General features: G+C 74.5%; 15 protein-coding genes. 9 read left to right on the top strand and 6 right to left on the bottom strand.

Annotated elements, in window-relative coordinates:
- The first annotated feature begins 408 nt into the window (after nt 1-408).
- From PUR56_RS14150 to ygfZ, 3 genes are all read left to right on the top strand, one after another.
- Nucleotides 409-993 carry an FABP family protein gene (locus PUR56_RS14150; RefSeq protein ID WP_329949168.1) on the top strand — a complete coding sequence of 195 codons (585 nt, stop codon included), beginning with the start codon at nt 409-411 and terminating at the stop codon, nt 991-993.
- A gap of 106 nt (nt 994-1,099) precedes the next feature.
- Nucleotides 1,100-1,564, top strand: a complete 465-nt coding sequence (locus PUR56_RS14155) for a Fur family transcriptional regulator (RefSeq protein ID WP_329883984.1) — start codon at nt 1,100-1,102, stop codon at nt 1,562-1,564.
- Nucleotides 1,565-1,574: 10 nt separating this feature from the next.
- Nucleotides 1,575-2,537: a CAF17-like 4Fe-4S cluster assembly/insertion protein YgfZ gene (ygfZ, locus tag PUR56_RS14160; RefSeq protein ID WP_329949169.1), complete on the top strand. Its 963-nt coding sequence runs from the start codon at nt 1,575-1,577 to the stop codon at nt 2,535-2,537.
- Between the two features lie 79 nt (nt 2,538-2,616).
- Here the strand turns inward: ygfZ and dtd are convergent, their stop codons facing one another.
- The gene (gene dtd, locus PUR56_RS14165; RefSeq protein WP_329883982.1) at nt 2,617-3,057 is read right to left on the bottom strand and encodes a D-aminoacyl-tRNA deacylase; all 441 of its coding nucleotides are present in this window, start codon (nt 3,055-3,057) and stop codon (nt 2,617-2,619) included.
- A 470-nt stretch (nt 3,058-3,527) separates the two neighbouring features.
- On the opposite strand from dtd, the gene PUR56_RS14170 reads away from it, so the two are divergent.
- From PUR56_RS14170 to PUR56_RS14180, 3 genes are all read left to right on the top strand, one after another.
- On the top strand, nt 3,528-4,130 hold the full coding sequence (locus PUR56_RS14170; protein ID WP_329949170.1) for an RsiG family protein: 603 nt from the start codon (nt 3,528-3,530) through the stop codon (nt 4,128-4,130).
- Nucleotides 4,131-4,204: 74 nt separating this feature from the next.
- Nucleotides 4,205-5,164, top strand: coding sequence for an asparaginase (locus PUR56_RS14175; RefSeq protein WP_329883980.1), 960 nt, complete (start codon nt 4,205-4,207; stop codon nt 5,162-5,164).
- A gap of 174 nt (nt 5,165-5,338) precedes the next feature.
- Entirely contained in the window at nt 5,339-5,554 is a 216-nt protein-coding gene (locus tag PUR56_RS14180) for a dodecin (RefSeq protein WP_329883979.1), read from the top strand.
- A gap of 129 nt (nt 5,555-5,683) precedes the next feature.
- On the opposite strand, the gene PUR56_RS14185 is transcribed toward PUR56_RS14180, so the two are convergent.
- Genes PUR56_RS14185 through PUR56_RS14195 form a run of 3 tightly spaced genes read right to left on the bottom strand, consistent with a single transcriptional unit; the run spans nt 5,684 to nt 8,597 of the window.
- Nucleotides 5,684-6,508, bottom strand: a complete 825-nt coding sequence (locus PUR56_RS14185) for a heme ABC transporter ATP-binding protein (RefSeq protein ID WP_443034495.1) — start codon at nt 6,506-6,508, stop codon at nt 5,684-5,686.
- The gene (locus PUR56_RS14190) at nt 6,499-7,569 is read right to left on the bottom strand and encodes a FecCD family ABC transporter permease (RefSeq protein ID WP_380521060.1); all 1,071 of its coding nucleotides are present in this window, start codon (nt 7,567-7,569) and stop codon (nt 6,499-6,501) included. The genes PUR56_RS14185 and PUR56_RS14190 overlap by 10 nt, the downstream gene beginning before the upstream one ends.
- Nucleotides 7,566-8,597, bottom strand: coding sequence for a heme/hemin ABC transporter substrate-binding protein (locus PUR56_RS14195; RefSeq protein WP_329949172.1), 1,032 nt, complete (start codon nt 8,595-8,597; stop codon nt 7,566-7,568). Before PUR56_RS14195 ends, PUR56_RS14190 begins: the two co-directional genes overlap by 4 nt.
- Before the next feature lie 158 nt (nt 8,598-8,755).
- Between PUR56_RS14195 and PUR56_RS14200 the strand changes: the two genes are divergently transcribed.
- On the top strand, nt 8,756-10,336 hold the full coding sequence (locus PUR56_RS14200) for an HtaA domain-containing protein (RefSeq protein ID WP_329949173.1): 1,581 nt from the start codon (nt 8,756-8,758) through the stop codon (nt 10,334-10,336).
- 42 nt (nt 10,337-10,378) lie between these two features.
- Nucleotides 10,379-12,100, top strand: a complete 1,722-nt coding sequence (locus tag PUR56_RS14205; protein WP_329949174.1) for an HtaA domain-containing protein — start codon at nt 10,379-10,381, stop codon at nt 12,098-12,100.
- Between the two features lie 96 nt (nt 12,101-12,196).
- On the opposite strand, the gene PUR56_RS14210 is transcribed toward PUR56_RS14205, so the two are convergent.
- Both PUR56_RS14210 and PUR56_RS14215 read right to left on the bottom strand, forming a co-directional pair.
- Nucleotides 12,197-12,868, bottom strand: coding sequence for a biliverdin-producing heme oxygenase (locus PUR56_RS14210; RefSeq protein ID WP_329949175.1), 672 nt, complete (start codon nt 12,866-12,868; stop codon nt 12,197-12,199).
- A gap of 230 nt (nt 12,869-13,098) precedes the next feature.
- A complete protein-coding gene (locus PUR56_RS14215) occupies nt 13,099-13,590 on the bottom strand; it encodes an inorganic diphosphatase (protein ID WP_148643392.1) in 492 nt (163 codons plus the stop codon).
- Between the two features lie 76 nt (nt 13,591-13,666).
- On the opposite strand from PUR56_RS14215, the gene dacB reads away from it, so the two are divergent.
- A complete protein-coding gene (gene dacB, locus PUR56_RS14220) occupies nt 13,667-15,208 on the top strand; it encodes a D-alanyl-D-alanine carboxypeptidase/D-alanyl-D-alanine endopeptidase (protein WP_329883972.1) in 1,542 nt (513 codons plus the stop codon).
- Nucleotides 15,209-15,251: the final 43 nt, after the last annotated feature.

Below are 15,251 nucleotides of genomic sequence, written 5' to 3' on the forward strand. Positions count from 1 at the left end.
AACCTCACGAGAGATGACAGACTTGGCACCCAACGGAGCTCCTACCGAACAGTGATCTTGGTCGACACGGTTCTAGCAGGAGCTCCGTCCCATTTCAGGCGACTTGACGCGGCCACCCACGGCTCTATCTACACGGCATTGACCCTAGATCGCCGACGTGGTGGGGCTCACCGAGAACCGTCGGCACCCGGCGGATAGAGTGAGCGCCAGCAAAATCCTTCACACTGTCGCCGCCCTGGGAGCCCCCCGTGTCCGGTCTGGAAATCTTCTTCGACGGTCTGCTGGCCCTCATGGCCGTGCTGATCACCTGGTTCGCCATCTTCGCGGTGATGAAGCTCTACCAGGGCCAGCGCTGACCGGCTGCCGTACGGTTGAAGCAGTCCCGCACCGACGACAGTGACCAGGAACATGATCGAGATTCCCTCTGACCTCCACCGGGACGTCGTCCCGCTCGCCTTCCTCCTCGGCACCTGGGAGGGCGCGGGCGTCTACGACTTCCCCGGTTCGGAGAAGTGCAACTTCGGCCAGGAGATCGTCATCCGCCACGACGGCCGGCCCTTCATGGAGTTCCGCTCCCGGACCTGGGTGCTGGACGCCGAGGGCGAGAAGATCCGTCCGCTGGAGAACGAGCACGCGTTCTGGCGCATCACCAGCAACCACCAGGGCACCAGCGGTGTGCGGGGGATCGAGATCTCCTCCGTCCGCGACGACGGCACGGTGGAGATCTGGTACGGCGAGCTGGCCGACGGCAAGCCGCAGATCGACGTCTCCACGGACGCGGTGGCCCGGATCGAGGGCTCGCCCGAGTACTCGGGCGGCAAGCGTCTCTACGGCTTCGTCAACGAGGAACTGCTCTGGGTCGGCGAGAAGGCCGCCCCGAACGTGCCGCTGCGCCCGTACATGTCCGCGCAGCTGAAGCGGGTGCTCAGCCCGGCCCAGCTGATCAAGGACATCAACGACCTGCCGGACGACGGCATCGCGTTCTTCCGCTGAGCCGGGGCGTTCCGCGCCGGGCACATCACGCGTGAGGTAGGGACCGGCCCCGCGGCCGGTCCCTACACTTGCCTCAGGACCCCCGACATCGGCAGGGACAGGACCCGTGGCGGACACCGGCACCACCGACTGGCAGCTCTCCGGCGACTGGAAGGCCGGCCTGCGCGAACGCGGCTACCGGCTCACTCCCCAGCGCCAGCTCGTCCTGGAGGCGGTCGAGGCACTCGACCACGCCACCCCCGACGAGATCCTCGGTCACGTCCGGCGGACCGCCAGCGGCGTCAACATCTCCACCGTCTACCGGACCCTGGAGCTGCTGGAGGAACTGGGGCTGGTCTCGCACGCCCACCTCGGCCACGGCGCCCCGACGTACCACCTGGCCGGCCGCCACCACCACCTGCACCTGGTCTGCCGGGACTGTGAGCAGGTCATCGAGACCGGGACCGAGATCGCCCAGCCGCTGGTCGACCGGCTGCGCGCGCAGCACGGCTTCGACACCGACCTCGAACACTTCGCCGTCTTCGGCCGCTGCGCCGACTGCACCGCCAAGCGGGCCGGGGCGCAGCCGTAAGCTTTCCGGTATGAAGAGCCCGCTGCTTGCGCTGCCCGGTGCCGTCCCCGCCGAGGGAACCGACGAGGGGGTGGCCGCCCACTACGGCGACCTCTTCCGTGAGCAGCGCAGGCTCGCGCAGGGCTCCGGGTTCGTGGACCTCTCGCACCGCGGCGTGCTCACCGTCACCGGTGACGACCGGCTCACCTGGCTGCACCTGCTGCTCACCCAGCACGTCAGCGCGCTGCCGCCGCAGCAGGCCACCGAGGCGCTGGTGCTCTCCCCGAACGGGCACGTCGAGCACGCGCTCTACCTGGTCGACGACGGCACCACCACCTGGGCGCACGTCGAGCCGGGGACCCAGGAGGCGCTGGTCGGCTACCTGGAGAGCATGAAGTTCTTCTACCGGGTCGAGGTGGCCGACGCGACCGCCGACTACGCGGTGGTCCACCTGCCGGCCGGCTCCACCGCCTCCGCCGAGGGCGCGGCGGCGGTCCGTGAGCTGACCTGGGGGCGGGACCTCTTCCTGCCGCGGGCCGAGCTGGCGGAGCTGACCCGGGAGTACGGCCCGGCGGCCGGGATCTGGGCGTACGAGGCGCTGCGGATCGAGGGGCACCGGCCGCGGCTGGGCTTCGAGACCGACCACCGCACGATCCCGCACGAGGTGGACTGGCTGACCACCGCCGTCCACCTGCAGAAGGGCTGCTACCGCGGGCAGGAGACGGTCGCCCGGGTGCACAACCTGGGCCGCCCGCCGCGCCGGCTGGTCTTCCTGCACCTGGACGGCACCGAGGAGGTGCTCCCCCCGCACGGGACGGAGGTGCGGCTCGCCTCGGACCCGGACGGGCGGGCGCTCGGCTTCGTCACCTCCTCGGCGCGTCACCACGAGCTGGGCCCGGTCGCGCTGGCGATCGTGAAGCGGAACGTGCCGCTGGACGCGGTGCTGCTTGCCGGCCGGGTGCCGGGGACGCAGGACGTGATCGTCCCGCAGTAGCCGCAGTAGCCGCAGCACCCACGCCGTGCACGCCGGCCGTGCACGGCACACACGCCGTGCACACGGCGGTCGGGGTCGCTCAGACCTCGACCAGCACCGTGAACGGGCCGTCGTTGACCAGCGCGACCCGCATGTCCGCGCCGAACCGGCCGGTCTCGACCTTGGCGCCGAGCGCCCGCAGCTGGGCGACCACCTCGTCCACCAGCGGCTCGGCGACCGGGCCGGGGGCGGCGGCGTTCCAGGTCGGGCGGCGGCCCTTGCGGGCGTCCCCGTAGAGCGTGAACTGGCTGATGACGAGCAGCGGGGCGCCGATGTCGGAGCAGGACTGCTCCACGCCTGCCGCGTCGGGGGCCAGCAGCCGCAGGGTCCAGAGCTTGCGGGCGAGCTGGGCCGCCTTGGCCGGGGTGTCGTCGTGGGTGACGCCGATCAGGACGCAGAGCCCGGGCTCCTCGATCGCGCCGACGGTCTCTCCGGCCACCGTCACCCTGGCCTCGGTCACTCGCTGCACCACTGCTCGCATGCGGCCATTGTGCCGGAGCCGGTGGGGGCGCCCGCGGGCCCCTGGGGGCGCTCGAAGACTTGGCGCGCGCTGGGTAGCGTGCGCCTGCGCGCCGGTTGGCGCCGCTCTCCCTGCGAAAAGCTTCCGTCATATCAGCCACCCCTCTTCGCCAGGGGGCCGTTCGGGTGCACGGGCGGTGCGGCGGCGGCGGGCGGGGTGGCACGCTGGGGGACCGTACAAGGGGTCCGGGGCGCCAAGGTCCGCCGCGCCGGGCCCGGTTCGGCCAGGAGGCCGAGCCGGTGGGTCAGGTGTTCTGGCGGTGTCGCCCTGACGGGTGGTGCCGGTCGGGGGCGGGAACCTTCGCGGGTGGTCAGGGCGTGGCCCGGAGGGGTACGCGCCACGGGCGCACGCGACGGGAACGGGCCGGGCCGGCGGCAGGCGACGGGGTGCCGCGAGCGGGCGGGATCGGGACGACGGCAGGTGGTTGGCTGATGGACGCGAGCAGTACGGCGCAGGACCGGTACGGGCGGGTGCCCGAAGACCCGGAACCCGGTCCGGCACCGGAGACGGGAACGCCGGGCCTGGGACAGCTGGGCCTGGAGGAGCTGCGGATCCTGCGCAGGGAGACCCTGGAGCAGGAGGCCGACCTCTCCTACCTGCGGCGGCTGCTGCACGGGCGGATGGACATCCTGCTGGCGGAGCTGGACCGCAGGCCCGGCGGCGCGGCACCCCGCCCTGCGGACGGGGGAGAGCCGGCCGGCGCCCTGCTGGAACGGTTGCCGGCCATCCTCACCGACGCGCCCTCCACCGTCCGTCGGTCCGCCCGGCACGTCACCCTGGGCCCGCCGCGCGGCCAGCAGTCCCAGCTGGAGGCGGACGCACTGATGGGCGACGTGCAGCTGGCCGACCTGGCCGCGCACCCGGCCGAGGAGCTGCTGGCGGCACTGGACCGGCTGCGCGCGCACGAGCGTGAGGTCTCCGGGCGGCGGCAGCTGCTGCTGCGGACGGCGGACGGCTGCAACGCGGAGATCACCCGCAGGTACCGTGATGGGGAAGCACGGGTCGACGACCTGCTCGCAGGCGGCCCGCTCTGACCGGGTGAGGCGCCAGGGGCGGGGCCGTTCCCGGCTCGCCCCCGGCCCACCCTCATTTCCGGAAGGCTCCCGCCATGTCCAACCCCACCGCCCTGTCCGTGCTCGCCGAGGTCGTCCGCTCGGGGTTCACCGAGGGCCGGCACCACGGCTCGCTGGTCCTGCTGGCCGCCGACGGCTCGGTCGAGTTCGCGCTGGGTGCGCCGGACGCGCCGGTGTTCCCGCGCTCCTGCGCCAAGCCGTTCCAGGCGGTGGCCACCCTGCGGGCCGGACTGGCGATCGAGGGTGAACTGTTGGCGCTGGCGGCTTCCAGCCACTCGGCAGAATCGTTTCACCTCGACGGGGTCCGACGGATCCTGACCGAGGCCGGGCTCGACGAGTCCGCCCTGCGGACGCCGGCCGACCTCCCGCTCGACGAGACCGAGGCCGAGCAGTACCTGCGCTCCGGCGGAGAGCGCGCGCCGATCCTGATGGACTGCTCCGGCAAGCACGCCGGCTGGCTGGCCGCCTGTGTCGCCAACGGCTGGCCCGTCGACAGCTACCTCGACCCGGCCCACCCGGTCCAGCTGCTGGCCCGCGAGGCGCTGGAGGAGGCCACCGGCGAGACCGCCGGGCACGCCGGGGTGGACGGCTGCGGTGCGCCGCTGCTGGCGGTCAGCCTCACCGGACTGGCCCGCGGCTACCGGGCGCTGGTGCTGGCCGGGGCCGGCACGCCGCAGCGCCGGGTGGCCGACGCGATGCGGGCGCACCCCGAGTACGTCGCCGGCACCCGCCGGGCCGACACCTGGCTGATGCGGGCGGTGCCGGGCGCGCTCTCCAAGATGGGCGCCGAGGCGGTCCAGGTGGTGGCGCTGCCGGACGGCCGGGCGCTCGCCTTCAAGATCGACGACGGTGCCGAGCGGGCCCGCGGACCGGTGCTGGCGGCCGCGCTGCACCGGCTGGGCGTCTCCGCCGAGGACGGGACGGTCGAGCGGATAGCCGCCTCCCCGCTGTTCGGTGGCGGCGTGCCGGTGGGCGGGGTCCGGGCGGCCTTCTGAGCCTCGGCGTCGTGGGCCCCGGCGGCCGGTCCCTTCGGCGGCGGCCGCGGTCTCCGCCGGGCGGGCTCCGGGGCCGCGCCGCGGGCGGCCCCGGCCGGCGGTCGCCGGAGTGCGGACGGACGGCCTCCGGTGCACGGTGGACCGGGGGCCGTCGCACAGCTGAGGGAGTCCGTCATGAGCGAGCACGTCTACCGGGTGACCGAGATCGTCGGGTCGTCGACCGAGAGCATCGACGCCGCGATCCGCAACGGGGTCGAGCGGGCCTCCCGGACGCTGCGCAACCTCGACTGGTTCGAGGTGACGCAGGTCCGGGGCCACCTTGAGGAGGGCCGGGTCAAGCACTACCAGGTCGGCCTGAAGATCGGCTTCCGGCTGGACGACGAGGGCTGAGGCGACCGCCCGGACCGAACCCACCCGGACCGAACCCACCCGGACCGACCCGTGCTGGACCGAACCGAGCTGGACCGACCCGGACCGGCCAGACCTCGGCCGAACCGGCCCGGCCCGGCCCGGCCCGCGTCAGTCGCGCTCGGGCAGGACCAGCGGGACGCCGGTGCGCGGATGCGGCAGCACCTCGACCGGGTGGCCGTAGACCTCGCTGAGCAGCGGTGCGCGCAACACCTCGGCCACCGGTCCGTCGGCGACCGTCGCACCGCCGGTCAGCAGCACCACCCGGTCCGCGTAGGCCGCCGCCAGCGTGAGGTCGTGCAGGACGACGACCACGGCGTCCCCGGCGGCGGCCCTGGCCCTGGCGACCCGCAGCACCAGTTCCTGGTGGCGCAGGTCGAGCGCGGCGGTGGGCTCGTCGAGGAGCAGCAGCGCGGTCCGCTGGGCGAGGACCCGGGCCAGGGCCACCCGGGCCCGCTCGCCGCCGGAGAGCGCGGTGAACGGCCGTCCGGCGAAGGCGGTGGACTCGGTCGCGGCCATCGCCTCGGCGACCACCGCGTCGTCCTCGGCGGCGCCGGCCGTACCGGACCAGGGCGCGCGGCCCATCCGGACCACCTCGTCCGCCGGGAACGGGAAGGAGAGGGCGGCCGACTGCGGCAGCAGCGCGCGGTGCCGGGCGAGTTCGGGGGGCCGGTAGCCGGCCAGCGGCCGGCCGAGCAGGCGGACCTCGCCGGCGGTCGGCGGGAGGTCGCCGGCCAGCACGGAGAGCAGGGTGGACTTCCCGGCGCCGTTCGGCCCGAGCAGGGCGACCACTTCGCCGGCCGTCACCCGGACGTCCGCGCCGGCCAGCAGCTCGCGCCCGCCGACGGTCAGCCGGACGGCCTCGGCGGTGAGCAGTTCGGCGCCCGGGGCGGGGCGTGCGGGCACCTCGGGACGGGTTCGTAGTCTCACGCCCAGCCTCCCTGCTTGGTCCGGGTGCGGCGCAGCAGCCAGAAGAAGAACGGGCTGCCGATCAGTGCGGTGAGCACGCCGAGCGGGAGTTCGGCGGGCTCGGCCAGGGTGCGGGCGGCGAGGTCGGCGGCGACCAGGACGAGGGCGCCGCCGAGGGCGGAGGCGGGCAGCAGGAACCGGTGGCCCGGTCCGGCGACCATCCGCAGCAGGTGCGGGACGACCAGGCCGACGAAGCTGATGATGCCGCTGACCGCGACGGCGGCGGCGGTGAGCAGGGCGACCAGGGTGATCAGCACCAGGCGCATCCGCTCGACGTCGACGCCGAGGTGGCGGGCCGGCCGCTCGCCGAGCGCGAGCAGGTCCAGCGGCCGCGCGTAGCGGGGGGCGAGGGCCAGTCCGACGAGCGCGAACGGCAGGACGGCCAGCACCTTGCCCCAGGTGGCCTGGGCGAGCGAGCCTAGCTGCCAGAAGGTGACCTGGTTGATCGCGGCGGTGTCGGCGGTGAAGAGGAAGAGGCCGATCAGCGCGCCGCAGAAGGCGTTGACCGCGACGCCGGTGAGGATCAGCGTGACCACCTCGGTGCGGCCGCCGGAGCGGGACATCGCGTACACCGCGAAGACCGTCAGCAGGCCGGTGGCGAAGGCGAAGGCGGTGATGGTCCAGTTGCCGAACGCGTCCAGGCCGAGCACGATGCAGGCGACCGCGCCGACCGCGCCGCCGGAGGAGACGCCGATCACGGCGGGTTCGGCGAGCGGGTTGCCGAAGACGCCCTGCATCAGTGCGCCCGCGCAGCCGAGCGAGCCGCCGACCAGCAGGGCCAGCACCACGCGGGGGAGCCGGACGTTCCAGAGCACCGACTCGGGGACGCGGTCGAGCGGGTGTCCGCCGAGGCCGAGCCGGTGGGCGAACGAGGCGAGGATGTCGCCGAGCGGGATGCGGTAGGCGCCGATCCCGGCCGCGAGCAGGGCGCAGAGCACCAGCGCGACGGCCAGACCGACGACGACCAGGGTGGTCCGGCTCCGGGGCCGGGCCAGGGGGACGGTCTTCTTCTGTACGGCGGTGGTCACTTGGCGGCCGCCGGGTAGAGCTGTTCGGCGATCTCGCGGATCACCTGCGGGGTGCGCGGGCCGTAGCTGAGCAGCTGGCCGTCCTCGACGGAGACGACCCGGCGGTCCAGCCCGGCGGGGGTCTGGGCGACGCCGGGCAGCTTGAGCAGGCCGTCGACGCCGCCGACGGAGTCGAGGCCCTTGCTCATCACCAGGATCGCGTCGGGTGCCGCCTTGACCAGGGCCTCGCTGGTGAGCGGGGTGAAGTCGCCGGAGAGCCCGGCGGCGGTTCCGGCGTCCTCGCCGCCGACCGCCTCGATCAGCGAGCCCGCGCCGGAGGCCGGGCCGCCGAGCAGGAAGACCGAGGCGCTGCCGCGGAGGTAGAGGAAGGCGACCTTGGGGTGGTGGTCGACGGCCGGCAGGGCGGCCCTGGCCTGGGTGATCCGCTGCTCGGTGCGCTCCTTCAGCTGCCGCCCGGCGTCGGGGACCCCGAGCGCGGCGGCGACGGTGTCGATGCGCGGGCCGACGTCGCCGAGCTTCTTGGCGTCGTCCAGCACGATCAGCGGGACGCCGGCGGCGCGGATCTGTTCGATCGCCTCGGCCGGGCCGGTGGAGCGGTCGGCGAGGACGAGGGTCGGGTGCATCGAGAGCACGCCCTCGGCCGAGACGTCGTGGGCCTGGGTGATCACCGGGAGGGCGGCGGCCTGCTGGAAGGTGGTGGAGACGTCCCGGGCGATCACCTTGGGGCCGAGGCCCAGGCTGAAGACGATCTCGGCCAGGCTGCCGTTGAGCGGGACGATCCGGTCGGCGCTGGTGACGGTGACCTGGCGTCCGTCGGCGGAGGCGACGGTGGCCGGGAGCTGCGGGGCGGGCTCGCCGGGCAGCGGTTCGACCGTGTCCGGGGCCTTCGTGACGCCCGTTCCGGTGGCGGCGCCGGTGGAACCGGTGGACGGGCCGCAGGCGGTCAGGGTGAGCAGCAGGCCGAGGGCGAGCAGCAGGAGGGCAGGCCCGAGGGCTGCCCGGCTTCGGGTGGTACTGCTGCTCAACATGGTCCCCTTCGGTGGGAGTTGTCCCTGCCGGGTGCCATGTGTGGGGGGCGACCGGCGGGGCTCTTGACTCATATATTAGGTTAGCCTTACCTCAATTCCGCAAGGGGGTCGGTGGTGTACCGACTCTCTTTCCCCCGTCGCGCCGAGGAGTGATCCGCGTGCCTCTGCCCAGCCGGCTACGTCGTCTGGCCGCCGTCCTGGTGGCCGCCCTGGCTGCCCTGATGACGGCCGTGCTGCTGCCCGGCCAGGCGGTGGCGGCCGAGGGGAAGGTCTCCGGCGGGCGGCTCGACTGGGGGATCAGGCAGTCCTTCCTGACGTACGTCACCGGGCCGATAGCCAAGGGGAGTTGGGCGCTGACCGGAGGTGCGGCGACCGTTTCCGGCAGCGGCTTCCGGTTCCACTCCGCCACCGGCACGTACGACCCGGCGAGCGGCGCGCTGACCGCGGCGTTCTCCGGCGGGGTCCGGTTCACCGGGCACCAGGAGAACGGTGTCAACGTGCTCGACCTGAGTGTCGGACGGCTCACCTTCCGGGCCGCTCCGGGCGGCGCGGCCGGGCTGTACGCGGACATCAGCAGCAGGTCCAAGGAGACCGGCCAGGTCAGCAGTGCGAGCCAGGCCAAGCTGGCCGACCTCTCGCTGGCCGGCGTCGACCTGCGCGGCGCGGCCGGCACCCTGACCCTCAGTGGCGTCCCGGCGACGCTGACCGACGCCGGGGCCAGGGCCTTCGGCAGCTTCTACACCGCCGGGACGGCGCTCGACCCGGTCAACCTCTCGGTCAACCTCCCGGCGGCCCAGCCGGCTTCGACGGCACCCTCGACGGCCCCGACGGCCGCCGCGTCGACCCCGGCCGGGACGTCCGCACCGACCGCCGCACCGACCGCAGCAACGCCCACCACGCCGGCGCCGACCGCCGCACCGACGACGCCGGCCGCCCCGGCGGCGACCCAGGATGCCGCCGCCCGGGCGGAGTTCGGCAACGGCGCGCTCGACTGGGGCGTCCGACGGACCTTCCGCGACTACGTCACCGGCTCGATCGCCCAGGGCCGCTGGGAGCTCACCGGCGGCGCGGCGGACGGCGGCGCCTTCTTCCGCTGGACCCCGGCCAAGGGCGCCTACGACCCGGCGACCGGCGCCCTGACCGCCGCCTTCACCGGTGGCGTCCGCTTCACCGGCCTGAAGACCGGTGACACCCACGGGCTGGACCTCACCCTGGCCAACCTCGGCGTGGCGATCGCCGACGGTCAGGGGAGGCTGCTCGCCGACGTCTCCGGCCGGACGCCGGACGGCGCCACCCAGCAGCTCACCGGCGTCGAGCTGGGCGCCTTCGACCCGGCCGGGCTGAAGCCCGAGGGCGGCCTGCTCAAGGCCGCCGAACTCCCGCTGAAGCTCACCGAGGCGGGCGCCAAGGCCTTCGGCAACCTCTACCCGGCGGGCACCGTGATGGACCCGCTGAGCTTCGCCGTCGCGCTCGACCCGGCCGCCGCCCTCCCGCCGCTGCCCGACATCGGCAGCGCCCCGGCGGCGACGCCGGCCCCGTCGGCGACCGCCTCGCCCTCCGCCGCCCCGGTGGCCGACGCCGCCGATGCGGGCGGATCCGGCGGAGTGCCGACGGCGGCCGTGGTGGCCGGCGTCGTGCTGGTGGCGGCGCTCGCCGCGGCCGGCGGCGTGTACACCCTCCGCCGGCGCCGGGCCGCGCCGACGGACCCCCCGGCCACCGCCCCGGCCGACGCGGCCTGACCGCCGCTCCACCTTCCCCCGCTCACCGATCGGAGTACCCCCATGTCCCGCAGCACCGCCCTGCCTTCGGCCGGCCGCCGCAACCGCACCCGGCTGGCGGCCCTGGCCGCCGTCACCGCCGGTCTCGGCCTGGCCGCCGCAGGCGTCCCCGCGCTGGCCTTCGGCGCCGGTGCGCCGACCACCGTCACGTACGACACCGGTTCGCTGGACTGGGGCGTGAAGGCCAGCTTCCGGAACTACGTGACCGGCCCGGTCGGCCAGGGCGCCGTGGAGCTGACCGGCGGCGCCACCACCAACGCCGACGGGACCTTCCACTTCGGTCTGGTGAGTGCCGCCTACGACATGTCCACCCACGCGCTCAGCTCCTCGTTCACCGGCGGGGTCCGCTTCACCGCCCACCACGGCGCGCTCGACGTCGCCCTCAGCGACCTGAGGATCACCACGGCCGGGACGGCCGGCACGCTGACCGCCGACACCGCGTCCAAGGAGTCGATGGGCGCCACCGAGGTCACCCGTCGGGACGACGTGCCGCTGGTGACCTTCACGGTCGCCCGGGACACCACCAACGGCGTGCCGGCGGCGGCCAAGCTCACCGAGCAGGGCGCCAAGGCGTTCGCGGGCTTCTACCAGGCCGGTTCGGACATGGACCCGCTGGCGCTGCTGCTCAAGCAGAGCCCGGCCACCCCGTCCCCGACCGCCACGCCGACCGCCACCGCGACGCCCTCCGCGACCCAGTCGCCCACCGCCACGGGCTCCCCCTCCGCGACGCAGTCCCCGTCCGCGACCCAGTCGCCGACCGCCACGGGCTCCCCGAGCGGTTCTCCGTCGGCCACCCAGTCGCCGAGCGCGACCGGCTCGCCCTCCGCGTCCGGCAGCCCGTCGGCCACCGGCTCCCCGAGCGGGTCCCCGTCGGCCACCGCCACCGGCACCCCGTCGGCCACGACCACGTCGACCACCCCGCCGGCCGCCGGCCAGCTCGCCGTCGTCGACGGCAGCCTGGACTGGAAGGTCAAGGAGAGCTTCCGCAAGTACCTGCAGAGCCCGGTGGCCAACGGCAAGGTCGAGTTCGGCGGCGGCGCGGCCGACTACCGCTTCGGCGGCGCGACCGGCAGCTACGACACCCGGAACCACACCCTGTCGGCGGGCTTCGCCGGTTCCGTCCGCTTCCTCGGCCACCCCGCGGCCGGCGGCTACCAGCTGGACACCACCTTCTCCAAGCTCGGCCTGAGCATCGGCAAGGACGGCGCGTTCCTGACCGCCGACGTCAACGCCAAGTCCCTGGACGGCAAGACGTCCGCGCTGTCCGGTGCCCGGATCGCCAAGCTCGACCTGTCCAAGGCCTCCCTCGCCCCGGTCAACGGCGTGGTGACGCTCACCGGCGTTCCGGCCGCGCTGACCGCCGAGGGCGTGCCGGCCTTCGCCAACTACCCGGCGGGCGAGGTGCTCGACCCGGTCACCGTCTCGCTGGCCTTCGACAAGAACGCCCAGCTGCCCACCAACCCGGCCGGCGGCGGCACGACGGGCGGGACCGCCGCGGGCGGCACCGGCAGCGGTACCGGCACGGGGACGGGCACCGGTGCGGGCTCGGTGGGCGGTGCCTCGCTCACCACCTCCGGCGGCGCCTCGCTGGGCGGCTCGGGCGTGCTGGCCTCCACCGGCTCGTCCACCCCGGTGGCCCCGCTGCTGGCCACCGCCGGCGGTCTGCTGCTGGCCGGTGGCGGCGCCACCGTCCTGGCCCGCCGTCGCGGCGCGGCCCGGGCCTGAGGACCGGCCGCCGGCTCGACGGTCCCGAGCCGGCGGCCCCACGGGAACGGCCCCGGCGAGCAGCTGCTCGCCGGGGCCGTCGCCGTACGGGGTCGTTCAGGCGCTCAGCGGGTACCGCGTGTCGAGGTCCCGGAAGATCGCGCCGTTGAGCCGGAAGGCCTGCTTGCACTCCTCGACCACCCGGCGGCGCTCGATCTCGTCCAGCGCCAGCCCCGCGGCGTCCAGCTTGGCCCGGTAGTCGCGCTTGAAGGCGGCCGGGTTGCCGACCTCCTCGAAGACGTAGAACCGCACGCCGTCACCCTTGCGGTCGAAGCCCCAGGTCTTCTCCGCGATGCCGCGGATGATCTGGCCGCCCGACAGGTCGCCCAGGTAGCGGGTGTAGTGGTGCGCGACGTACCCGGCCGGCCACTGCTCGGCCAGCTCCTCCACGCGGGCCGCGTACGCGGCGGTGGCGGGCAGCGGCGACAGCGCGTCGCGCCATCCGGGCCCGAGCAGGTGCGCCAGGTCGCGCTCGATGGCGGCGGTCCGCATCAGGGCCAGGTCGATGAACGGCCCGGCCACCGGGTGCTCCGCCAGCTCGGCGGCCCGGCCCTCCAGGGCGCGGTAGACGTACCAGAGCTGGCCGGTGAGGTCGGCGTAGGCGTCGACCCCGAGGTGCCCGCCGAGGAGCCGGCTCATGAACGAGGACTGTTCCGCGGCCTCGTGTTCCGCGCTGCTCGCGGTGCGCAGCACGGTGGAGAACGGGACGGGCTGCTCGGGTATGGGCATGCGGGCCTCCAGGTATCGAGTACACCCCCGATTGCTTTGGTTAGCCTAGCCTAATCTTTCGTCATGCCGACAGGGTGTCGGGAAGATTCGTACCCCCCGGGGAGTCCCGGAGAACGGCGAAGGCCGGGACCCGCGGGACAACCCCGCGAACCCCGGCCTTCGACTGCCGCGACCTGCCCCGAGCCGCTCCGGCGGACGGACCGCCGGGCGGACGAGCTCGGTACGACGACTCAGTGGCCGCCCTGCTCCGCCAGACGCTTGATCGACGCGGTGACCTCGGCCTCGGCCTCGGCGCGGCCGACCCAGTTGGCACCCTCGACCGACTTGCCCGGCTCCAGGTCCTTGTAGACCTCGAAGAAGTGCTGGATCTCCAGGCGGTCGAACTCCGAGACGTGGTGGATGTCCTGGAGGTGCTCCCAGCGCGGGTCCGTCGCCGGGACGCACAGCAGCTTGTCGTCGCCGCCGGCCTCGTCCGTCATCTTGAACATGCCGATGACGCGGCACTTGATCAGGCAGCCGGGGAAGGTCGGCTCCTCCAGGATGACCAGCGCGTCCAGCGGGTCGCCGTCGTCCGCGAGGGTGCCCTCGACGTAGCCGTAGTCGGCCGGGTAACGGGTCGAGGTGAAGAGCATCCGGTCCAGGCGAAGGCGACCGGTCTCATGGTCGACCTCGTACTTGTTGCGGGAGCCCTTCGGGATCTCGATCAGGACGTCGAACTCCAACGGTTCCTCCAAGGTAGGGACTGACAGAATCCAAGTGTCTCCTACGGGAGTGGATGCTCAGGAAAGGGGCCGGGTCGTGCGCGCAGGGGCTGGGGCGGGGGGCCGCCGTCGGGGGACGGCCGCGGGGCTGTTCGGGACGGCACTGCTGGTCGCGGGGACGGTGCTGACGTCGGGTGGTGCGTACGCGCAGCCTTCCGCGACACCCGGGGCGACGCCCACGCCCGGCGGGTCCACCGCACCGCCCGGCACCGGCACGCCCGGGCCGGGTACGCCCGCGACCGGCACGCCCGGGGCGGCGTCCGCCTCGGCGTCCCCCGGCTCCGCCGCCCGCCCCGCACCCGCCGCCGGCACGGTGCTGGCCGCCGCCGAGGCCGGCCCGGGCGCCGGACTGCCCACCGCGCAGGGACTCCAACAGGCCCTCGCCCCCGTGCTCGGCGACCGGAACCTCGGCACCGTCAGCCTCGCCGTCGCGGACGCCGCCGACGGCCGGCTCCTGTACGGCAGCGGGGAGAACACCCCGGCCACGCCCGCCTCCACCACCAAGCTGGCCACCTCGGTCGCGGCCCTCTCGCTGATCCCGGCGGAGACCCGGCTGACCACCCGGGTCGTCAAGGGCGCGGCCCCCGGCGGGATCACCCTCGTGGGTGGTGGCGACCCCACGCTGACCGCGCTGCCCGCCGACCAGGTGCAGATCGCCGGCCTGCCCGCCGACCCCGACACCGCCCCGGCGTCGCTGGACGCGCTGGCCCGGCAGACCGCCACCGCCCTGAAGGCCGCCGGCACCACCACCGTCTCGCTGGACTACGACCTCTCGCTCTACTCGGGCAACCCGCAGCACAAGAACCACGACGGGGAGAACATCGCGCTGGTCACCTCCCTGATGGTGGACGAGGGCAAGGTCGACCCGAAGAGCCGCGAGGACGCGCCGGCCCGGTTCGCCGACCCGGCCGGCCAGGCCGCCGAGGCGTTCGCCGGCCTGCTGAAGGCCCAGGGCATCACCGTCCAGGGCAAGGCCAAGCAGGCGTCCGCCCCGGCCGCGGCCGACGCCGCCGTGCTCGGCCGGGTGGACTCGCCGACCATGGCCCGGCTGGTCGAACGGATGCTGACCACCTCCGACAACACCCTCGCCGAGGCGATCGCCCGTCAGGCCGCGCTCGCCGCCCGCCAGCCGGCCGGTTTCGAGGGTGCCGCCACCGCGGTCACCCAGGAACTCGCCCGGCTCGGCGTGCCGATGACCGGGGTGGTGATCAACGACGGCAGCGGCCTCCACACCGGCAACGCGATCCCGCCGGTCGTCCTGGTCAGGCTGCTCGCGCTGGCGGGCGCCGACCAGCACCCGGCGCTGCGACCGGTGATGACCGGTCTGCCGATCGCGGGCTTCACCGGCACCCTCGGCAAGCGGTTCGGCGCCGGATCCGGCGCCGCCGACGCGGCCGGGCTGGTCCGCGCCAAGACCGGCAGCCTCAGCGGCGTCAACACCCTGGCGGGCACCGTGGTGGACGCCGAGGGCCGGCTGCTCTCCTTCGCCGTGATGACCCGGACCGGGGCCCCCGTCGACGCGGCCCGCGCCGCGATGGACCGCATCGTCGCCCGGCTGGCGGCCTGCGGCTGCCACTGACCGGCCACTGTGGCTCCCCCCGGCGGACGAGAGCACGTACGGT

The organism is Streptomyces sp. BE303 (assembly GCF_036290945.1).
Taxonomy (GTDB): Bacteria; Actinomycetota; Actinomycetes; order Streptomycetales; family Streptomycetaceae; genus Kitasatospora.